This window comes from Chryseobacterium sp. JK1 (genome assembly GCF_050632815.1).
Classification (GTDB): Bacteria; Bacteroidota; Bacteroidia; order Flavobacteriales; family Weeksellaceae; genus Chryseobacterium.
Genome location: NZ_JBODRU010000002.1, coordinates 668,258 through 687,106, shown reverse-complemented (window position 1 = coordinate 687,106; position 18,849 = coordinate 668,258). Strand labels below are relative to the sequence as shown.

17 protein-coding genes are annotated in these 18,849 nt (G+C 36.8%); 7 read left to right on the top strand and 10 right to left on the bottom strand.

The annotated features are described in order from the left end of the window. Positions 1 to 219: 219 nt before the first annotated feature. From ACQ76T_RS16140 to rpsL, 5 genes are all read right to left on the bottom strand, one after another. Positions 220 to 1,047 (bottom strand): GLPGLI family protein, encoded by an 828-nt coding sequence (locus ACQ76T_RS16140; protein WP_431344311.1) that lies wholly within the window; start codon positions 1,045 to 1,047, stop codon positions 220 to 222. A 131-nt stretch (positions 1,048 to 1,178) separates the two neighbouring features. Next, positions 1,179 to 1,484 (bottom strand): 30S ribosomal protein S10, encoded by a 306-nt coding sequence (gene rpsJ / locus ACQ76T_RS16135; RefSeq protein WP_002661363.1) that lies wholly within the window; start codon positions 1,482 to 1,484, stop codon positions 1,179 to 1,181. 16 nt (positions 1,485 to 1,500) lie between these two features. Further along, on the bottom strand, positions 1,501 to 3,618 hold the full coding sequence (fusA, locus tag ACQ76T_RS16130) for an elongation factor G (protein ID WP_431344310.1): 2,118 nt from the start codon (positions 3,616 to 3,618) through the stop codon (positions 1,501 to 1,503). Positions 3,619 to 3,624: 6 nt separating this feature from the next. After that, positions 3,625 to 4,101, bottom strand: a complete 477-nt coding sequence (rpsG, locus tag ACQ76T_RS16125) for a 30S ribosomal protein S7 (RefSeq protein ID WP_431344309.1) — start codon at positions 4,099 to 4,101, stop codon at positions 3,625 to 3,627. Between the two features lie 23 nt (positions 4,102 to 4,124). Beyond that, positions 4,125 to 4,538, bottom strand: a complete 414-nt coding sequence (rpsL, locus tag ACQ76T_RS16120) for a 30S ribosomal protein S12 (protein WP_002983146.1) — start codon at positions 4,536 to 4,538, stop codon at positions 4,125 to 4,127. Positions 4,539 to 4,984: 446 nt separating this feature from the next. On the opposite strand from rpsL, the gene ACQ76T_RS16115 reads away from it, so the two are divergent. From ACQ76T_RS16115 to ACQ76T_RS16085, 7 genes are all read left to right on the top strand, one after another. After that, positions 4,985 to 5,461 carry a Dps family protein gene (locus tag ACQ76T_RS16115; protein WP_431344308.1) on the top strand — a complete coding sequence of 159 codons (477 nt, stop codon included), beginning with the start codon at positions 4,985 to 4,987 and terminating at the stop codon, positions 5,459 to 5,461. Positions 5,462 to 5,556: 95 nt separating this feature from the next. Beyond that, a complete protein-coding gene (gene pncB, locus ACQ76T_RS16110; protein ID WP_431344307.1) occupies positions 5,557 to 6,735 on the top strand; it encodes a nicotinate phosphoribosyltransferase in 1,179 nt (392 codons plus the stop codon). Between the two features lie 26 nt (positions 6,736 to 6,761). Then, positions 6,762 to 6,914: a hypothetical protein gene (locus tag ACQ76T_RS16105; RefSeq protein ID WP_431344306.1), complete on the top strand. Its 153-nt coding sequence runs from the start codon at positions 6,762 to 6,764 to the stop codon at positions 6,912 to 6,914. A gap of 340 nt (positions 6,915 to 7,254) precedes the next feature. Then, positions 7,255 to 8,868 carry a GEVED domain-containing protein gene (locus ACQ76T_RS16100; protein WP_431344305.1) on the top strand — a complete coding sequence of 538 codons (1,614 nt, stop codon included), beginning with the start codon at positions 7,255 to 7,257 and terminating at the stop codon, positions 8,866 to 8,868. 97 nt (positions 8,869 to 8,965) lie between these two features. Beyond that, positions 8,966 to 9,712, top strand: a complete 747-nt coding sequence (locus ACQ76T_RS16095) for a hypothetical protein (protein ID WP_431344304.1) — start codon at positions 8,966 to 8,968, stop codon at positions 9,710 to 9,712. A 150-nt stretch (positions 9,713 to 9,862) separates the two neighbouring features. Then, positions 9,863 to 10,096, top strand: coding sequence for a hypothetical protein (locus ACQ76T_RS16090; RefSeq protein ID WP_422694551.1), 234 nt, complete (start codon positions 9,863 to 9,865; stop codon positions 10,094 to 10,096). Positions 10,097 to 10,167: 71 nt separating this feature from the next. Then, positions 10,168 to 10,923 carry a DUF5995 family protein gene (locus ACQ76T_RS16085; protein WP_431344303.1) on the top strand — a complete coding sequence of 252 codons (756 nt, stop codon included), beginning with the start codon at positions 10,168 to 10,170 and terminating at the stop codon, positions 10,921 to 10,923. 74 nt (positions 10,924 to 10,997) lie between these two features. Here ACQ76T_RS16085 and ACQ76T_RS16080 read toward each other — a convergent pair whose 3' ends face one another. The 5 genes from ACQ76T_RS16080 to ACQ76T_RS16060 form a co-directional block, all read right to left on the bottom strand. Beyond that, positions 10,998 to 14,084, bottom strand: coding sequence for an efflux RND transporter permease subunit (locus ACQ76T_RS16080; protein ID WP_431344302.1), 3,087 nt, complete (start codon positions 14,082 to 14,084; stop codon positions 10,998 to 11,000). Continuing rightward, positions 14,084 to 15,199 carry an efflux RND transporter periplasmic adaptor subunit gene (locus ACQ76T_RS16075; RefSeq protein ID WP_431344301.1) on the bottom strand — a complete coding sequence of 372 codons (1,116 nt, stop codon included), beginning with the start codon at positions 15,197 to 15,199 and terminating at the stop codon, positions 14,084 to 14,086. Before ACQ76T_RS16075 ends, ACQ76T_RS16080 begins: the two co-directional genes overlap by 1 nt. A 3-nt stretch (positions 15,200 to 15,202) precedes the next feature. Further along, a complete protein-coding gene (locus ACQ76T_RS16070) occupies positions 15,203 to 16,477 on the bottom strand; it encodes a TolC family protein (RefSeq protein ID WP_431344300.1) in 1,275 nt (424 codons plus the stop codon). 147 nt (positions 16,478 to 16,624) lie between these two features. Next, positions 16,625 to 17,986 carry an ATP-binding protein gene (locus tag ACQ76T_RS16065; RefSeq protein ID WP_431344299.1) on the bottom strand — a complete coding sequence of 454 codons (1,362 nt, stop codon included), beginning with the start codon at positions 17,984 to 17,986 and terminating at the stop codon, positions 16,625 to 16,627. A gap of 2 nt (positions 17,987 to 17,988) precedes the next feature. Continuing rightward, positions 17,989 to 18,663, bottom strand: a complete 675-nt coding sequence (locus tag ACQ76T_RS16060) for a response regulator transcription factor (protein WP_422694545.1) — start codon at positions 18,661 to 18,663, stop codon at positions 17,989 to 17,991. Positions 18,664 to 18,849: the final 186 nt, after the last annotated feature.

Sequence of the window (18,849 nt, the reverse complement as noted above, 5' to 3'; positions counted from 1 at the left end):
TTAACATGTTTGGGATTAACATTTTATTTTATCCGTACGATCATCTGTTGAATCCGTCTAGTATTGCAATTCATAAATAACACGATGGGTCTGCACATTGGCAATCACTCACAGCAGAATACATAATGCATATTTATAATAGTAGTATGCATTATATATATTATAGGCAAAAAAAAACCTCCCTGTAGAAAGGAGGAATACTATTGTATGTTATTTTCGTTAATGCAAAGGATACTTAACCACTTTATCAATTTCGATAGGATTGTTTTCTTTGAGCATCATTTTTCTTCTTTCGTCAGACATTCCTTTCAGCTGATCTATACTTTTTACCTGTACTCCTAAAACATAAAATGTATTGTCCGGATTGGTATTTGATTTAAATGCTTCTGCAATGTCATGTAAAGGATCGTTGTAGAGTTCCAGTTGTTTTTTTGCAATGATCTTCTCAGTCACAGGAATAGGCTTCTTTCCAAGAAAACTCTCTAAAAACGGGGTTTCATAGGTATTCGGAAACTTCATACTTTTTGCCAGTTTGAAAAGATAATTATTACGAGTATCTTCTATTTCAAAGATCAGCCCCGGAAGTCCACGGAACTTGTATGGTCCTTCGCTCAGATTGATGTCTTTGCAGAACCAAGCGATCCATATCCTCCCTCCAAAAGTGGTTGTTGCTTTCTGTAACTTATATTGTCCATCAACTTTTGTATCATTCAGAAGTGTCCAATTTATTTTATCTGTGGATTTTAAAGAAAAGAAATCATTCATCAAAATCAATGAAGTGTTTTCAAAAGAATTTTTCTTCCTGATAATGGCAGGAAGGTCATCATCCCATCTTACCCTTTTCTGGCCGCGAACAATATTCAGTGAATCAGTTTGAATATAAGAATAAGGGTAAAATTTGACATCATTGGGATTGACATCCAGGGCCATATTGGCTTTGGTAAAATCTTGAGCCAATGAATCTTTTTTATATTGAAATTGATAAATAAAACGATGTGTCTGGGCACTGAATAGTAAAGGAAATAATAAAAGGATCAGTTTATTCATGAAATTAGTTTATCCAAAAGTATCAATAAAGTTTGGATCTGCCCCCATATATTCATCCTTTTCTGAAAAACTAAAAAAAAATCCGCCCCAAAAAGGGGCGGATTGTATAATCATTGCAAAGTATGCAGTTATCACACTTTAATTTCAACGTCTACTCCTGAAGGAAGCTCTAATTTCATTAGGGCATCAACAGTTTTAGAAGAAGAAGAGTAGATATCCATTAGTCTCTTGTGAGCTGATAATTGGAACTGCTCTCTTGCTTTCTTGTTTACGTGCGGAGATCTCAACACTGTGAAGATTCTCTTATTCGTTGGCAATGGAATTGGACCGTTTACAACAGCACCAGTAGCCTTTACCGTTTTTACGATCTTCTCAGCAGACTTGTCTACCAAGTTGTAATCGTAAGATTTTAGTTTTATTCTGATTCTTTGTGACATTTCTTTAATTTAAAAATTAACCTTTTGCTTTAGCTATGATTTCTTCAGCAACGTTTTGTGGAGTAGCTTGGTACTTCTCTAATTCCATAGAAGAAGTAGCTCTTCCTGATGAAAGTGTTCTTAGAGTAGTTACATATCCAAACATTTCAGAAAGTGGAACAGAACCTTTGATTACAACAGCTCCATTTTTCTCTTCCTGACCACTGATAGTACCTCTTCTCTTGTTAAGGTCACCAATGATGTTACCCATATATTCTTCTGGAGTTACAACTTCCAGTTTCATAATAGGCTCCATAATTACTGGTTTAGCAGCACGTCCCGCTTCTTTAAATCCTAATTTAGCAGCCATTTCGAAAGAAAGTGCATCAGAATCCACCGCGTGGAAAGATCCGTCTTTAAGAATAACTTTAATACCTTCAACTTCGAAACCAGCCAAAGGACCGTTCTTCATTGCAGCTTTAAATCCTTTTTCAATTGCAGGAACAAATTCTCTAGGAACGTTACCACCTTTGATCTCATTGATGAATTCTAAACCAATTTTACCTTCGTCTGCAGGTCCTAGTTCAAATACAATGTCAGCAAATTTACCTTTACCACCAGATTGTTTTTTGTAAACTTCTCTGTGTTGAGCAACTTTTGTTAAGTTTTCTTTGTACTCTACCTGAGGTTGTCCTTGGTTTACTTCAACCTTGAATTCTCTCTTCATACGGTCTACAATGATATCTAAGTGAAGCTCACCCATACCAGAGATGATCGTTTGTCCAGAAGCCTCGTCAGTTCTTACCGTAAACGTTGGATCTTCTTCAGCCAATTTAGCTAGAGCGTTACCCATTTTATCCTGGTCAGCTTTAGTTTTTGGCTCAACAGCAATACCAATTACCGGATCAGGGAAAACCATCGATTCAAGAACGATTGGGTTTTTCTCGTCACACATAGTATCACCAGTTTTGATAGATTTGAATCCTACCGCTGCACCAATATCACCAGCTTCAATATATTCTACTGGGTTTTGTTTGTTAGCGTGCATCTGATAGATTCTAGAGATTCTTTCTTTATCTCCTGAACGAGTGTTCAAGATATAAGAACCTGCATCTAGTCTTCCAGAGTAAGCTCTGAAGAATGCTAATCTTCCCACGAATGGGTCAGTAGCGATCTTAAATGCTAATGCAGAGAAAGGCTCATCTACAGATGGTTTTCTTGTGATTTCAGCATCAGTTCTTGGGTCAGTACCTTTGATATCATCTTTATCCAATGGAGATGGCAAGTATTTACATACTGCATCTAGCATGAACTGTACTCCTTTATTTTTGAATGAAGAACCACAAGTCATTGGGATAATAGATAAATCGATAGTAGCAGCTCTCAATGCAGCATTGATTTCCTCTTCTGTAATTGAATCTGGATCTTCGAAGAATTTCTCCATCAAAGTTTCGTCATACTCAGAAACAGCTTCTACTAATTTCTCTCTATATTCAAGAACTTCATCCTTCATATCTTCCGGAATTGGAACTACCTCGAAAGTAGCACCTTGTCCAGCCTCATCCCAGATGATCGCTCTGTTTTTAATTAAGTCAACAACACCTTTGAAATCTTCTTCAGCACCGATTGGTAAAACGATTGGAACTGCGTTAGATCCTAACATATCTTTAACCTGGTTTACCACGTTAAGGAAGTCAGCACCTTGTCTGTCCATTTTGTTTACAAATCCCATTCTTGCAACTTTGTAGTTGTCAGCAAGTCTCCAGTTTGTTTCAGACTGAGGCTCTACTCCATCTACAGCAGAGAATAAGAATACCAATCCATCCAATACTCTTAAAGATCTGTTTACTTCTACAGTGAAGTCAACGTGTCCCGGTGTATCGATGATGTTGAAGTGATAAGGTTTAGTGTCTGCAACAGGTTTTCCTTGATCAGTTGGAAAGTTCCAAGAACAAGTAGTTGCAGCAGAAGTAATAGTAATACCTCTTTCTGCTTCCTGCTCCATCCAGTCCATTGTAGAAGCACCATCGTGAACTTCTCCGATTTTGTGGTTTACCCCTGTATAGAATAAGATTCTTTCTGTAGTAGTAGTCTTACCAGCATCAATGTGAGCGGCAATACCAATATTTCTTGTAAATTTAAGATCTCTACTCATTTCTAATTAGAATTTAAAGTGTGAGAAAGCTTTGTTAGCTTCCGCCATTTTGTGAGTATCAGATTTCTTTTTGAAAGCAGCACCTTCTTCTCTTGAAGCAGCTACAACTTCATTAGCTAATTTCAAAGCCATAGACTTATCATTTCTCTTTTTAGAGTAGCTAATTAACCATTTCATTGCCATAGAAATCTTTCTATCAGCTCTGATTGGCATAGGAATCTGGAAGTTAGCTCCACCTACTCTTCTAGAACGTACTTCTACGTGAGGCATTACATTTGTAAGTGCATCTTTCCAGATTTCAAGTGCAGTTTTTTCACTGTCTCCTTTTTTAGTTTCTACGATATCTAATGCATCATAGAAAATTTTGAATGCGATAGACTTCTTACCGTCTAGCATTAGGTTATTAACAAATCTTGTTACCAATTGATCATTAAACTTCGGATCTGGTAACAACGGTCTTTTTTTCGCTTTTGTCTTTCTCATTGCTTTTGTACCTTATTTAATGATTATTTTTTCTTTCCTTTTGCAGGAGCTGCAGCAGCTTGTCCTGGTTTAGGTCTCTTAGCTCCGTACTTAGATCTTCTCTGTGTTCTTCCGTTTACACCTGCAGTGTCTAATGCACCTCTTACGATGTGGTAACGTACTCCCGGTAGGTCTTTCACCCTTCCGCCTCTTACCAATACTATCGAGTGCTCTTGAAGATTATGTCCTTCGCCCGGGATGTAGGCGTTAACTTCTTTACCGTTAGAAAGTCTTACCCTTGCTACTTTTCTAAGTGCAGAGTTAGGTTTCTTAGGTGTAGTAGTATATACTCTCGTACATACACCACGTCTTTGTGGACAAGAATCAAGGGCAGCCGATTTGCTCTTCTTGGCAAGCGTGGCTCTTCCTTTTCTTACTAATTGTTGAATAGTAGGCATTTAATTGCTTTTTATTTTAGGGTGCAAAAATAAGAATATTTTTTTAATCTGCAAACACTTATATAAAAATTAAAATCAAACACTTACATCTCAAAAACGATCTCTTGGCATTGTAGAATGAAAGAATACAATACAGATGCGGAATTGTTCATCGAAGACATTATATTTTACAGCTTAAAATTTGAATATTAAATATTTATGAAATTCAAAAAAAATAAAAATAGGTACTGTTTAAATTGGCTCTAACTTCTTTTCTATACTTCCAAACTATTTTAAAAAAGTTTTCCATAGTTATCATCTATCAATAAAGCAGGGAGTTCGGCACGATATTTCGTAACTTTGAGATACACAAAAGATCAACTTATAAGATTGCCTTTACAAACCCTCAACAGCAAAGCACTACAATATGGCAATTGTAAACGACCTTAAAAAATAAATATATACATATGAAAAACGCTAGTATTATCGGACTAAAAGAAGCCGACTGCAAAAAAATCTCAGAAAAACTCAATGTACTTTTAGCAAACTATTCTATCTTCTATCAGAATACAAGAGGTTCACATTGGAACATCAAAGGAGAACAGTTTTTCACACTTCACCCGAAGTTTGAAGAACTTTATAACAGCCTTGTTCTGAAGATAGATGAAATTGCGGAAAGAATTCTTACTCTAGGAGCGATACCAGCCCACAACTATTCTGATTATCTAAAGGTAGCCACAATTAAAGAAAGTAAAGAAGTAACGGATGGCACAAAAAGTGTGGAACAAATCCTAAGTTCATTCAAAGTAGTGATTGATCTTCAAAGAGAATTATTGGATGTTACCGATGAAGCAGGAGACGAAGGTACCAACTCTCAAATGAGCGACTATATTACAGAACAGGAGAAAGAAGTTTGGATGTACAACTCTTACCTTGGAAAATAACTCAACAAAAGCATTGAAATATTTCAAAAAAATCGCCTTACATTTAGGCGATTTTTATTTTTTATTTTTATATTTGCGTTAAAATTACACATATCATGAACAACGTAAGACTGAACTCAATACTAGACAACGATTTCTATAAAATAACCATGCAGAATGCTGTGGTAAAATTATTTCCAAGTTCTATTGTAAAATACGAATTTATCAACCGGGGAAAACATCACTTTCCGGAAGGTTTTGATGTCGCGCTAAGAGAAGCCGTTAACAAAATGGCAGAGCTTAAACTTACAAAAGACGAGAAAAAATTCATGGCCAGAACCTGTCCTTATATAGATCTTCCTTATCTGGATTTTTTAGAAGGATATCATTATGATCCGTCTGAAGTAAAGATTCATCAGGAAGGAGGTGATCTTTCTGTGAGTGTGGAAGGACTTTGGTACAGAACAATACTTTGGGAAGTTCCGCTATTAGCACTTATCAGCGAACTGCATTATGAAATGAATCATATGGAAAGAGATTCTAATGAGGTCGTAATGAGTAAAACGATTGAGAAAGCAGATTCATTAGGCCGTTTGGGAGTTAATTTTGCAGAATTCGGAACCAGAAGAAGACATTCTTATAAGGTACAGAATCTGGTAATGGAAGCTTTAACACAGAAAAAAGATTCAACGTTTATCGGAAGCTCAAATGTACATTTCGCCATGAAATACGGAGTAAAACCAATAGGAACCCACGCTCATGAATGGTTTATGTTCCATGCTGCAGAATATGGATTCAAAATGGCCAACGAAATGGCTCTGGAACACTGGGTAGATGTATATAGGGGTGATTTGGGAGTAGCTCTTTCTGATACATATACTACGGATGTTTTCTTCCAGCAGTTTGATAAAAAATTCGCTAAACTTTTTGACGGTGTTCGTCATGACAGCGGAGATCCGTTAGAATTTGCAGACAAAACGATTGCTCATTACCAAAATAATGGCATCAACCCAATGTTTAAATATATCATTTTCTCAGATGCCCTTAATCTTGAAAAGGTAGAAGAAATTACCAACTATTGCAGAGGGAAAATAGGAATCTCTTTCGGAATAGGCACCAATCTTACCAACGATGTAGGTTTGAAGCCAATGAATATCGTTATGAAACTGATCGGAGTACAGGCACCTAATAAAGAATGGATACCAACCGTAAAATTATCTGATGAACATGGCAAATATACCGGTGATCCAAAAATGATAGAACTCGCTAAAGAATTTTTAAGAATAAAAGATTAACACCAAAACCGATGAAAAAATTAATAATGCTTTGCACAATCCCTCTTTCTCTTGTCTCATGTGTTGTTTACCAGAAAGGTGAAGATGGTAAACCTGGTACTCCTGGAAAAAATGCAGTCTCGGAAACCTCATCAAAGACGGCTGAAGTAAAAAACAGTACACAATCAAAAGCTGGCTGATTCTGTAGGCGCAGATCAGTATGGTATGAAGGCTTATACTATTGTTGTGCTCACAACAGGAGCAACAAAAATTAAATATAAAACCAAAATGAATGCTCTCATAAAAGGTCAGTTAGAGTATATCGGAAAATTGGCTGATGAAGGAAAGCCTTTAAACACGGTTTAACTCTACCTGTTCAACCCCTAATAAAGCAGCACCTCTTAAAAATTCCAAAAACGCTAAATATTATTTAAAACTAATCTAAAATAGACAAATTATTGACCATCAAATCGATTTTTCCTTATTAATTTGGCCATAACGAAGAATATTATTATATTGGTAAAATAAAAACTTTACCTTATGAAAAAATTACTATTCTTGAGCTCAATGGTACTCGCTACTATGGGCAGCGCACAAATTTTAGTCAATGAGAGTTTTGAAAATGCAACCTATCCCGGCTTTGTAATCAGCGGTGGTTATACTGATCTATCAGGGGGCACAGCAGGAACTTACATTGGCAGCACATGTGATGGAAATGTATTTATTGGTGCAGAGTCATATGGCTCCAGTGTTTCAAACAGAACAATCAATCTGGTGTATACCAAACCTGCCGGCATTACTGCTAACGGAAAAAAAATTGATGTTTCTTTTGTTTATACTACCCAGGCTTATGATGCAAACAGTCTTATTGGAGGTACTATTACTGTTGCCTATTCTAAAGATGGTGGTACTACTTATACCACAGTAGGCTCTCCTATTACTTTAACAAGTGCAGCACAAACCTGTGTTCCATTTGCAGGAACGATCCCTGAAAGTGATAACGTTAACGGAAATTTCATGCTAAGAATACAGACCGTGGGAACAACCGGTACTAATTATGATTTCTACAGCTTTATCGATAATGTTAAAATTAAACAGGAAGTAACAGCAATACCAACCTGCGCCACAATAAGCAGCCCGACAACCGGAACAACCGGAGCTTCAGTACGCCAACAGATTACCTGGGCAGCTGTTCCTGGTGCAGAATCTTATAAAGTTAAAATCGGAACAACTTCAGGAGCTTCAAACGTTTATTCCGGAAATACCTATAATACCTTCTATGTTCCTACATCGTCAAGTGCTTTCCCTGCAAACGCTACTCTTTACGCAACAATTACTCCAACAAATGCATTAGGAGATGCAACAGGATGCCAGGAAATATCTTTCACTACAGGAGCTAATCCTTATACTCCATATTGTGGACCACTTCTTTCGAAATTGGGAACATATCCTATCTCCAATGTTGTTTTCAGTGATATGACCAATTCATCTAGTGCAGTAATCACTACGGCACCTACAGACGGTCAGGAAATTTTCACCAATAAAGTGGCAAACGTTGTAAGAGGAACAGCTTATCCTATCACATTAACAGGAACTTCTGTAGGAACCAACAACCGTTTCGGATTTACTGTATTTATCGACTGGAATCAGAATGGAAGTTTTGCCGATGCAGGTGAATCTTACTTTGTAACTTCAGATTTTGCAGGAGGTACAGGTACTCCATTAACAGTTAATAAGAGCATTACAGTGCCTGCTACTGCAGCATTAGGAAATACAAGAATGAGAATTAAATATCATTTCAATAGTTCAACTACTTCGGTAAGAGCAGAGTTATCTGATCCTTGTGCTGATCTTAACCAAGGGCAGGCTGAAGATTATACGATTAATGTTCAAAGTACATTGGGCACATCCGATGTAGAGCTGAATAAGAAAGCGAATATCTCTATTTACCCTAATCCGTTCAAAGATATCCTTACTATTTCCGATATTAAAGGTGTGAAATCTATCATAGTAAGTGACGTTTCAGGAAGACAGTTAAAAACACTGAAAGCGAGCAATGAACTTAACCTTTCTGATCTGAACTCAGGTCTTTACCTAATCAATCTTCATATGGAAGATGGTAGTGTAAAATCACTGAAAGCAGTTAAGAAATAATATATTTTACATACATTTGATCTTTGATATTAAAGCGGTAGTTCCTTGACTACCGCTTTTGTTATATATTTAAGGTAAAAATAGCTTAATTCATATCATGAAAATCCTGCCATCTTTACTAATTATTCTTTTACTCACTATCGTAAGCTGTGGTAACCAACAGAATAAATTCAATATTGAAACAATTAAGAAGGATAAAGATGTCACCGAAGACATAGAACAGTTAAAAAAGCTATACACTCCTGGACTTTTATATACTGATAAAAATTATGAAGTATGGAAAAGCTGTTCTGGAGAATGGGGCGGAACAGTTTATTTTAAAAGTAAGGAATCAGGAAAAATTTACTACTCCAAAGCAGATTGTCCTATTTCTATAAACAAAATTGGTCATAAATATTATATCTCTACCTCTACGGCAGATGAATTGGGAGGGTCAAACATTTTGGAAATAGATGATCCAAGCAAGATGGAGGTAACTTATAAAATACCCGTGTATCATCCTGGAGTTATTACCAGAGAATATGAAGCTCACACATTAAAAGGGACAAAAAAAATAGTTGACTCTACTGGAATTTCGATAATGTCAAGTTTTGTTTATGATGAACAACTGTACTCTTTTGTACACGATTATAAGACGGGACAAAACATGATTTCGGAAGTGAGAAATCATAAATTTCATACAATACAGAAAATCGATAGTGACTTGTTCTCTCACGACCCTATCATAATACAGGAATCAGATCATCAGAAAATATTCCTACAGCATCCAAAACCTATAATTCTTGAAGTCATTGGTAAGACAATCAAGGTTAATTTATTTAAAGAGAAAAGACAAAATCTATAAGTCATCATACAACATTCTATATACCAAATATTTACATACATAATTTCAGTAAAAATATCAGTCAAAAGAATTATTTTAATTATCTTAGCATAAACAAACTTATACAATTCATTATAAGCAAGTTACAACACCATAATTAAAATTAATACTATGAAAAAAAACATTGAAAAACTTTCAAGAACAGACTTGAAGAATGTATTCGGAGGAACCCTTTATCCGGCAGAATGTCCCGGAGGATGCCATGGTGAAGGCATGATCAGATGTCCGGACGGCACCACTACAATGACTAATTTTATATGCATGGGAGGAAGCTGCCAACCGGCGGCAATGTGCAAACCATTGGTTCTTGAACCTTTTCCAGATCCGATTATAATCACTCCATAATCTGATGAATAACAAATAAAGTGAGCCTTCCAGCTCACTTTTTCAATACCTTTAAGTAAACAAAAACCATCATGAAAACTATTGAAGCTGTCTTGAAAAGGCTGGATGAAATTATCCTTTGGTGTAAGGAAAATAAAAGTCCCGCAGGCTATTTCGCATGTACTTACAGGATCATGACCGAACAGGTACTGAAAGGTATTCAGCAAAAGAAATTTGAAGACAACCCAAGAATGACTATACTTGATATTGCTTTTGCCCAACGGTATCTTCAGGCTTGGGAAAACTATAACAAAGGGATAAAATGTACCAATTCATGGTATATCGCCTTCGAGACAGCGAAAAACAAAAACGTACTGATCCTTCAACACCTATTTCTGGGCATGAATGCGCATATTAATCTGGATCTTGGAGTTTCTGCCGCCTCTATCATGCCCTACCGGAAAATAAATCCATTGAAAAAAGATTTTGAAAACATTAATAACATTATCGCCTCTATCAATCAAAGTGTACAGGATTCTCTGAACAAAATCTGCTATCCTGTGGATCTGATCGATCAGCTCTCGAATGGCAATGATAATGCAATATTGGATTTTGCAATCTCCAAAGCGAGAGACACTTCCTGGACAACCGCCGTCATCACCTCCAATACTCCTATTTTCTTGAGAGACTCCGTTATTGGCATTGTAGATTATGCTGCCGCAAAGGTAGCAAGCCAAATAGCAAATCCTAAAATTCTCACTCTTACCCTTTTAAAAGAGCTTAAAAAATGCGAAAGCAGTGACGTCGTGAAAAATATCGAAACATTAGAAGCTACAAAAAAGGCTTAATATAAAAAGGCCGGGATCTTCCTCACGGATCCCGGCCTCATAATGAACAAAATAAAAGAAACTATAAGGTTTCCTTATGCTTTTTTACGATAGGCATAATGGAAAACAATTGGTAATATTGTAAAAGACAACAACATACAGATGATTAATCCTCCTACAATCATAATGGCTAATGGTTTTTGAATTTCCGAGCCCATTCCGTTGGACATTGCCGCAGGAAGAAGCCCCATAGATCCCATCAGAGCAATCATCACAACCGGACGAATTCTACTTCGTACTCCCTCAGCGATAGATTCTTTAAGAGACAGCCTGTTTTGCAGATTTTCTTTCATAACCCCTATCAGAACGATACCATCAATTGTTGCTACTCCAAAGAGGATAATAAAACCGATCCCCGCAGAAATCCCGAAAATGGTTCCTGTGAACCAAAGGGATATAAACCCTCCAATAAATGCAAATGCTAATGTTATAGAAGAGATCAGCGTATCTTTCACATTTCCGAAGTTGAAATACAGCAGCATCAGAATAAGAACCAGGGAAATAGGTACTACCATGGCCAATTGTTTTGCCGCTCTTTCTTTACTTTCAAACTCTCCTGCCCATGTCATTTTGTGGCTTTTTGGGAGTTTTACCTCTCTATCTACTTTTTCTTTCGCTTCTTTGATGGTGCTTCCCAGATCTCGTCCTTCTATATTGAATCCTACTCCAATGTATCGGCTATTACCTTCGCGATAAATAAACGAGGGACCTGTATGATAATCAATAGTTGCAATTTCTTTCAATGGTACTTTTTTATTATCCTGGGTTGGGATCAGAATATTGCCCATTTTTTCAGGAGTGTCGCGGTATTGCTTTTCAAATCTAAGCATGACATCAAACATTCTTTCTTCTTCATAAAACTTGGTCGCCGCCTGGCCACCGATGGTCATTTCAATCACCGCCTGAGCATCTGCCATAGAAACACCATATTTTGCCATTTTGGAATCATGGAGCTGAATTCTCAGTTCCGGAAGTCCTATATTTTTAAAGACATTCACATCTGAAATTCCCGGTACTGTTCTTATCGAATTGGCTACCTGATTGGCATAATTTTCAAGTTCAAAAAGATTATTTCCAAAAATCTTGATTACCAAAGGCGCTTTTACTCCTGCCACATATTCTTCCACATTATCCTGTATTGGCTGGCTGAACCCAAAGTTGATTCCCGGATATTTTTCCAGAGAGACTCTCATCTCTTCAAGAAGCTCTTCTTTGGATATTTTTTTCTTCCATTCGTTTTCCGGTTTCAGCTGAATATTGAATTCGATGTTAAAGAAACCTGTAGGGTCTGTTCCATCATTGGGACGGCCTGTTTGAGTCATGACAAATTTTACTTCATCATATTTCATTAAGATCTCCTTCATTTCTTTGGTAAGCCGAACCGATTCATCCAGATTGACACTGTTAGGAAGTGTAGCACGTACATAGATCGCTCCTTCGTTCAGCTTTGGTAAAAATTCTGATCCGTAATTGGAAAATCTCCATCCGCAGATTGCCAGCAATGCTACAAAGCCAATGATAAATCCTTTTTTATGACGGTCACTGAATTCATAAATTCTATAAATATTGACTCTGAAAAATCTTGAAATAAAGTTTTCTTTTTCCTCAATATTTTTGGTCAGCAACAGTTTACACATAGCCGGCACATAGGTAAGACTTAAAATCAATGAACCTAGTAATGCATATCCCAATGTAAATGCCAGAGGAGAGAACATTTTTCCTTCAACCTTCTGGAAAGAGAAAATTGGCATCAGGGCAACAATAAGAATCAGTAAGGCAAAGAAAATGTAACTCGCTACACTTCCTGCGCTTTTCTTAATGATTCCCAGCTTTGATATTTTATTAAATCTCTGTAGTCCTATTTTTTTCGCTTTAATCTCGAGGGCGACAAATACATGTTCTACAATAACAAGCGTTCCTTCCAGGAGAAGACCAAAGTCCAGAGCTCCCATAGAGATCAGGTTGGCCGGCAATCCCTGAATTTTAAGCATAATAATAGCAAAAAGAAAAGCTAAAGGAATAACGGATGCCACAATAAATGTAGTCCTCCAGTTATAAAGGAAAATAAATACAATGATTGAAACCAGTATTACTCCTTCAATAAGGTTTTTGGAAACGGTATGAACGGTTGTATTCACCAGTTCTGTACGGTCAATAATCGGTACAATCTGAACATCTCCCGGAAGTTCTCCCCCATTAAGTTCTTCAATCCTGTCTTTCAGTCTTGCAATTACTTCACTTGGGTTTTCACCACGAAGCATGATCACAATTCCTTCTACGACATCATTTTCTTTGTTGTATCCTACCTGTCCCAGTCTAGGTTTAGCAGAGACTTTCACTTCAGCAACGTGCTTCACCAAAATCGGGGTGGAACCTTTTACTTCAATCTGAATGTTCTCAATATCTTCTTTTTTCTCTAAAAGACCAATCCCCCTCACTACATAAGCCTGATCACCTTTTGCTACTACATCACCTCCTACATTAATATTACTCTTCGAAACCGCTTCATACACATCCAGGGGGGAAAGGTCGTAATTGTGTAATTCTGTAGGGTTAATTTTTATTTCATAAGTTTTTTCTTCACCTCCAAAGCTCACTACGTCTGCTACTCCGGGAACGGCAAGCAACTCTCTTTCTACCACCCAATCCTGAATGGAGGTCACTTCCTTGATTGGTAATTTGCTTTTAATAATATATCGGTAAATTTCTCCTGTAGCACCGGACGGAGGTTCTATACTGTATTCTGCTCCATTGGGGAGACTTACATTTCCTAATTTATTGGCCGCATATTGCTGGGCATAAAAATCATTGACATGATCATCAAAAATCACTGTAACCACCGAAAGTCCAAATAAGGAGATAGATCTCACCGACGTTTTGTTCGGAATCGAATTCATCTCTTTAGAGATCGGTAATGTGACAAATTTTTCTATTTCTTCGGCACTTCTCCCCGGCCACTGGGTAATTACCCTTACTCTTGTATTGGTAACATCCGGAAATGCTTCAATGGGAGTGTGAATATAAGAGTAGATTCCTCCGGCCAACAAAAGAAAAGTTCCCAGAAGAACAATCAATGAGTTTTTTAGAGAGAAGGAAACTATATTCTGAACAAACTTTCGCATTACTTCTTGGCGTTATTTAATTGATTTTTCAGATTCTCATAGATCAGTAATCCGTTGGATGCAATAACATTTTCACCTGCTTTCAGATTCCCTTCTACATAAATATGCTGGCTGTTGGATGCAATTTCCGTTACTGGTCTTATCTCAAGTTCACAGTCTTTTTTGTACACCACAACATAGCTTTGATTGTTATCAAAGATCATTGCTTTGGCAGGAATGGCAAGAGCGGTTTTATTTTGTGAATTGATAGGCAGCACTACATCGGCAGACATTCCCGGTCTTAGCTTCATTCCATTATTATCCATGATAATTTTGGCTTTCAAAACCCTTTCATTTTCATTGAACACCTGCGAAATATTATTGATTTTTCCTGAAAAACTTTCATCCGGATAAGCAAGCGTTTTCACCACTACAGGCTGATCTACATAAACGTTTCTCATATTGGTAGCATATACATTCGCCATCACCCATACTTTCTCCAGGTTGGAAATAGTAAAAAGCTGATCACCTCCGGCCGTAACAGGCATTCCTTTGGAAACATTCTTAGAGATGACATAACCGTCTGCTGGGGCTTTAATCTGAATGGTACTTCCTCCCGCCGAATACAGCTGCATATTTTTATGGGTTTTGGAAATATTAGACTGCAAAATGGTAACTTCTGAGCGGGCTTCCTGAAGGTCCTTCTGAGAAGCAATATCATCTTTATACATAGCCTCTACAGAAGCCAATTTTCTTTTTGCTACTGCCAACTGAGCCTGCAATGTCTGTGTATCATCCTGCATTTCGTTGACAGCGGTACTTTTTACAGTAGCCAACACCTGTCCTTTTTTCACATAGTCTCCCAAAGAAAAATAGGTATCGGTTACCACTCCATCCACAAGACTTACGAAAGGAACCGTTTTATCCGAATTACTTTCCACCTCTCCTGTAAGGGTGATGCTTTCTTCAATGGGAAGCATTTCCGCTTTTACGAGTTTAATATCTTTTTTGAGTTCTTTGCTGATGCAGTAGCCCTTTTCCGTTGGGTTATTCTGTTCTTTCTCTTTACAACCTGTAAGAGCCATCAAAGCAGAGAAATAAATTACAGCAATGTATCGGGTAGTATTTTTGTTCATATCTTATAAATCTTGTCCTACAACATACTGCAGGTTTTCATAGTATTGATTGAGTTCTTTCTTAGTATCGAGGATGATCATTTTATTTCCGATGTAAGTATCCAGGAAGTCCATATATTCCAGCATACTGAGGTTTCTCAGTCTGAAGTTCTTCTCATGGCTAATCAGTAAATTATCCAGCGTAGATTCATAATTTTCATCTATATCTTCTGAAACCTTCTGGGTTCTGATATAGTTTCTAAAGACAGAAATAATTTCATTTTCCGACTTCAGCATATTTTTTCGGGTTTCATTTTTGCTTTTCTCTATTTCGAGCTTTGCATCCTGAATATTTCCTTTATTGCGGTCAAAAATGGGAAGATCAAGAGAAACTCCAAGCCCGACGAAATCTTTCATAATGTTTCCACCGCGATCATATCCTATTGAAAAGGCAAGATCCGGAGTCTTCATAGCATTCTGAATTTCCAGGTTTTTGGCAGCATGCTTTTCTTTGTTTTTGGAGATCAGGATGTCCGGACGATTTTCTTTAGCTTTCTCCAGCCATTGAGTAAGTTCTACCTCTGAAAGTTGCTTTTCCGGCATTACAAGAGGATCGGAAATTACAAGATATGCGTTAGAAGGAATCATCAGCAATGATTTCAGCTCTGCTTGTTGGTCTTCGATTTCCTGTTTTAAGGAAACCAGTTTCTTCTTGAATTCAATTTCCTGAGCTTTCAATCGAACATATTCTGCCTTACTTATATTTCCAAGGTTTAATTGATTTTGGTAAGATTTCGTCAGTTTCTCAATAGAAGCAATCTGTCCCTGGTAGATCTTCTGCTGTTCCTGGTTGTAAACAATCTCAGTTATTGTGTTTCTTAAGGTCTTTTTGAGCTCTCGCAGCACTTCCTGTAATTCATACTTTTCTCCTTCTACTTCAATCTTCTGCAGTTCGATATTTTTTCTTCTTTTTCCTGCCGTCTGAATAACCTGTTCAATTTCGGCTGAGACTTGGGTATTCTTTCCCCAGTTTCCAATGAGGGCGGGTTGTTCTTCAATATCATAGGTTCGCCAAAGATTGACTTCACTGATGCTTAATTTAGGATTAGGCCAGTATTTTGCCTGAACCGCTCTTGCCTCGGCTTGAGAAATCTCAATTTTTTGGGCAATAATATCCAGGTTTTTAGCCAAGAAAACTGCCTCAGCCTCTTGTCTGCTGATTTTCAACGTATCGGAAATCTGTGCAGAAAAGAAGCTAAAGCAATGGATATAAAAAAGGGTAAAAAAAATCTTCTTCAAGGTCTATTATTTAAGACCACAAAGCTATTTTTCTAATATTAGAGGTAATTTCGAATGAAATTAGAATTCAATTAGCCCAACATTAGAGTTTGATTAGAACTTTTCAAAATGTTCAAACCGCTCATATTTTCGCTAACGATGAAAAGTCTAAGAATGAGGTGGAAACACGAGAGTAACTGTCGTACCTTTATTTACAACAGAATCAATGGTCATGACAATATTATGGTGATCAAAAATACTTTTGGATAATGAAAGACCTATCCCACTTCCTTTGATATTATCCACATTTTTTCCCCTGTAAAAGGTTTCCGAAATTTTGATAAGATCGTCCGCAGGTATTCCTCTCCCCTCGTCTTTTACCTCAATCTGTAATTGATTGGCGTTTTCCGACAACGTAAGAATGGTTGGTGTATTGTAAGAATACTTAATGGCGTTTTCTACAATATTATATAGTGCGAGGTACAAAAGGGTTTCATTTCCAGGAAATTCAAGAAGAGAAGGTTTCGTAACCTGTAGCTGTATTTTGATCGTGGAATGTTTTTCTTTTGCTTTCGGTTCCAGCTTTTCATAAATTTTCCATATCAGCTCATCTACTCTCATCTGTTGATGGGAAGATTCAAGCTTTGTCATTCCGGACATCAGAAGAAGATTGTTGAGAATGTTTTCAATCTCATATACGTTTTCCAATGATTCTTTGGCGACTTCTTTATATTCTTGAGGAGTTCTGTCTTTTTGAGCAAATACTTCAAGATTCCCGGAAATAGCAGCCAAAGGTGTTTTAAATTCATGAGAAACATAATTGATAAAATTCTGCTGTAACAAGACATTTTCAGAAATTCTGCTTAAAAGTTTGTTATAGGATTTGATCAGATCTTCTATCTCATCATTGGTGTTGGTGGAAGTAATAGCCGTCGATATATTATTATAATCTACTTTACTGATTCTCTCCACAACATTGGAAATAGGTTTATAAACAATTTTTGAAAGATACCGGCTTAAGAAGAAGATCGCCAACAGACCAATAATCAGTACCGAAAGCATAATAATGGAAAGCCGCAGAATCTGCGACTGAAAAGAATCGTTGGGAGATTTTACAAAGACAACGAAGTCTCCCTGATTATCCGGATAAAAAATCCCATAATAGAATTGGTTACCTGCCATAAACTGGATTCCTTTATTATTCCGAACCGACTGTAAATGAAAAGGTTTAATATTTTCATCATGTAGATTATGCCCAAACGTCACCTCATTATTCTGATTATAAACGGCCACTCTGTTATTCTGAATAAGATGATTGTATTCTTTTTTTATTTGAGCGTGCCTGTCTTTGGGAAGTTCATCTTTTTCGAGATAATAAATAGCAGAAATAAGAGCGGTATTCCTTAACTTTTCAAAGTAAAAAATCTTTGTACTGTCATAATAAGCAAAGAAGATCACCGCCGATGTGACGATGGATACAATGCCAAATGAAAGGCTAGAGATAAGGGTAAACCTGTTTCTGAGGGTCATTATCAGTCTTTAATTAAATATCCGGTTCCTTTTACAGTATGAATAAATTTGTGTTCGGTTTCGTCAATCTTATTACGAACATAGGAAATGTAGACATCCACAACATTGGTGGAATTATCAAAATCTATCCCCCATACTTTGTGTAGAATCTGTGTTCTGCTCAGTACTTTATTCTTATTCTCCATCAGAAAGGTGAAAAGTTTATATTCTGTGGGAGAAAATTCAATCTCTTTATTATTTTGAGTTACTTTATGAAGATCTGTATCAATAACAATATTGGCACAGGAAAGAAACTGATCATCTTTTTGATAACTCAGCTTATTGCGTCTCGTTAATGCTTTAATTCTTGAAATCAGCTCTTCGAAATGAAAGGGTTTCGACAGATAATCATCTGCTCCCAGATCCAGCATTTTTATTTTATCATCCGGACTGTTCAAAGCGCTTAAGACCAGAATCGGAGTATAATTTCCTTTAAACCTTATGATCTGAGTAAGCTGCATACCATCTAACCCCGGAAGCATAATATCCATTAAAATAATATCAAAATCGTAGGTATGAAGAAGCTCTCGCGCTTTTTCACCAGAATCGGCAAGGGTCATATTGTAACCGGCTTCGGAAAGCCCTTTTATCAGAAAATTGCTGATTCTTTGATCATCTTCTACCAACAAAATATTCATATATTCCTGAAATTTCCGATAAATATAAGTATTCTAATTCAGAAAGGTTATGGAAGGATAAAAAGTTAAAAGAATATCACTACCCTAAAAACAATCACTTCCTGGCTTTACTGATTTTTTAGGCTTATCAATTCAACTTGTATGATAACTATTAAAACACGTTATTTCAACTGGAGAAATTAATTG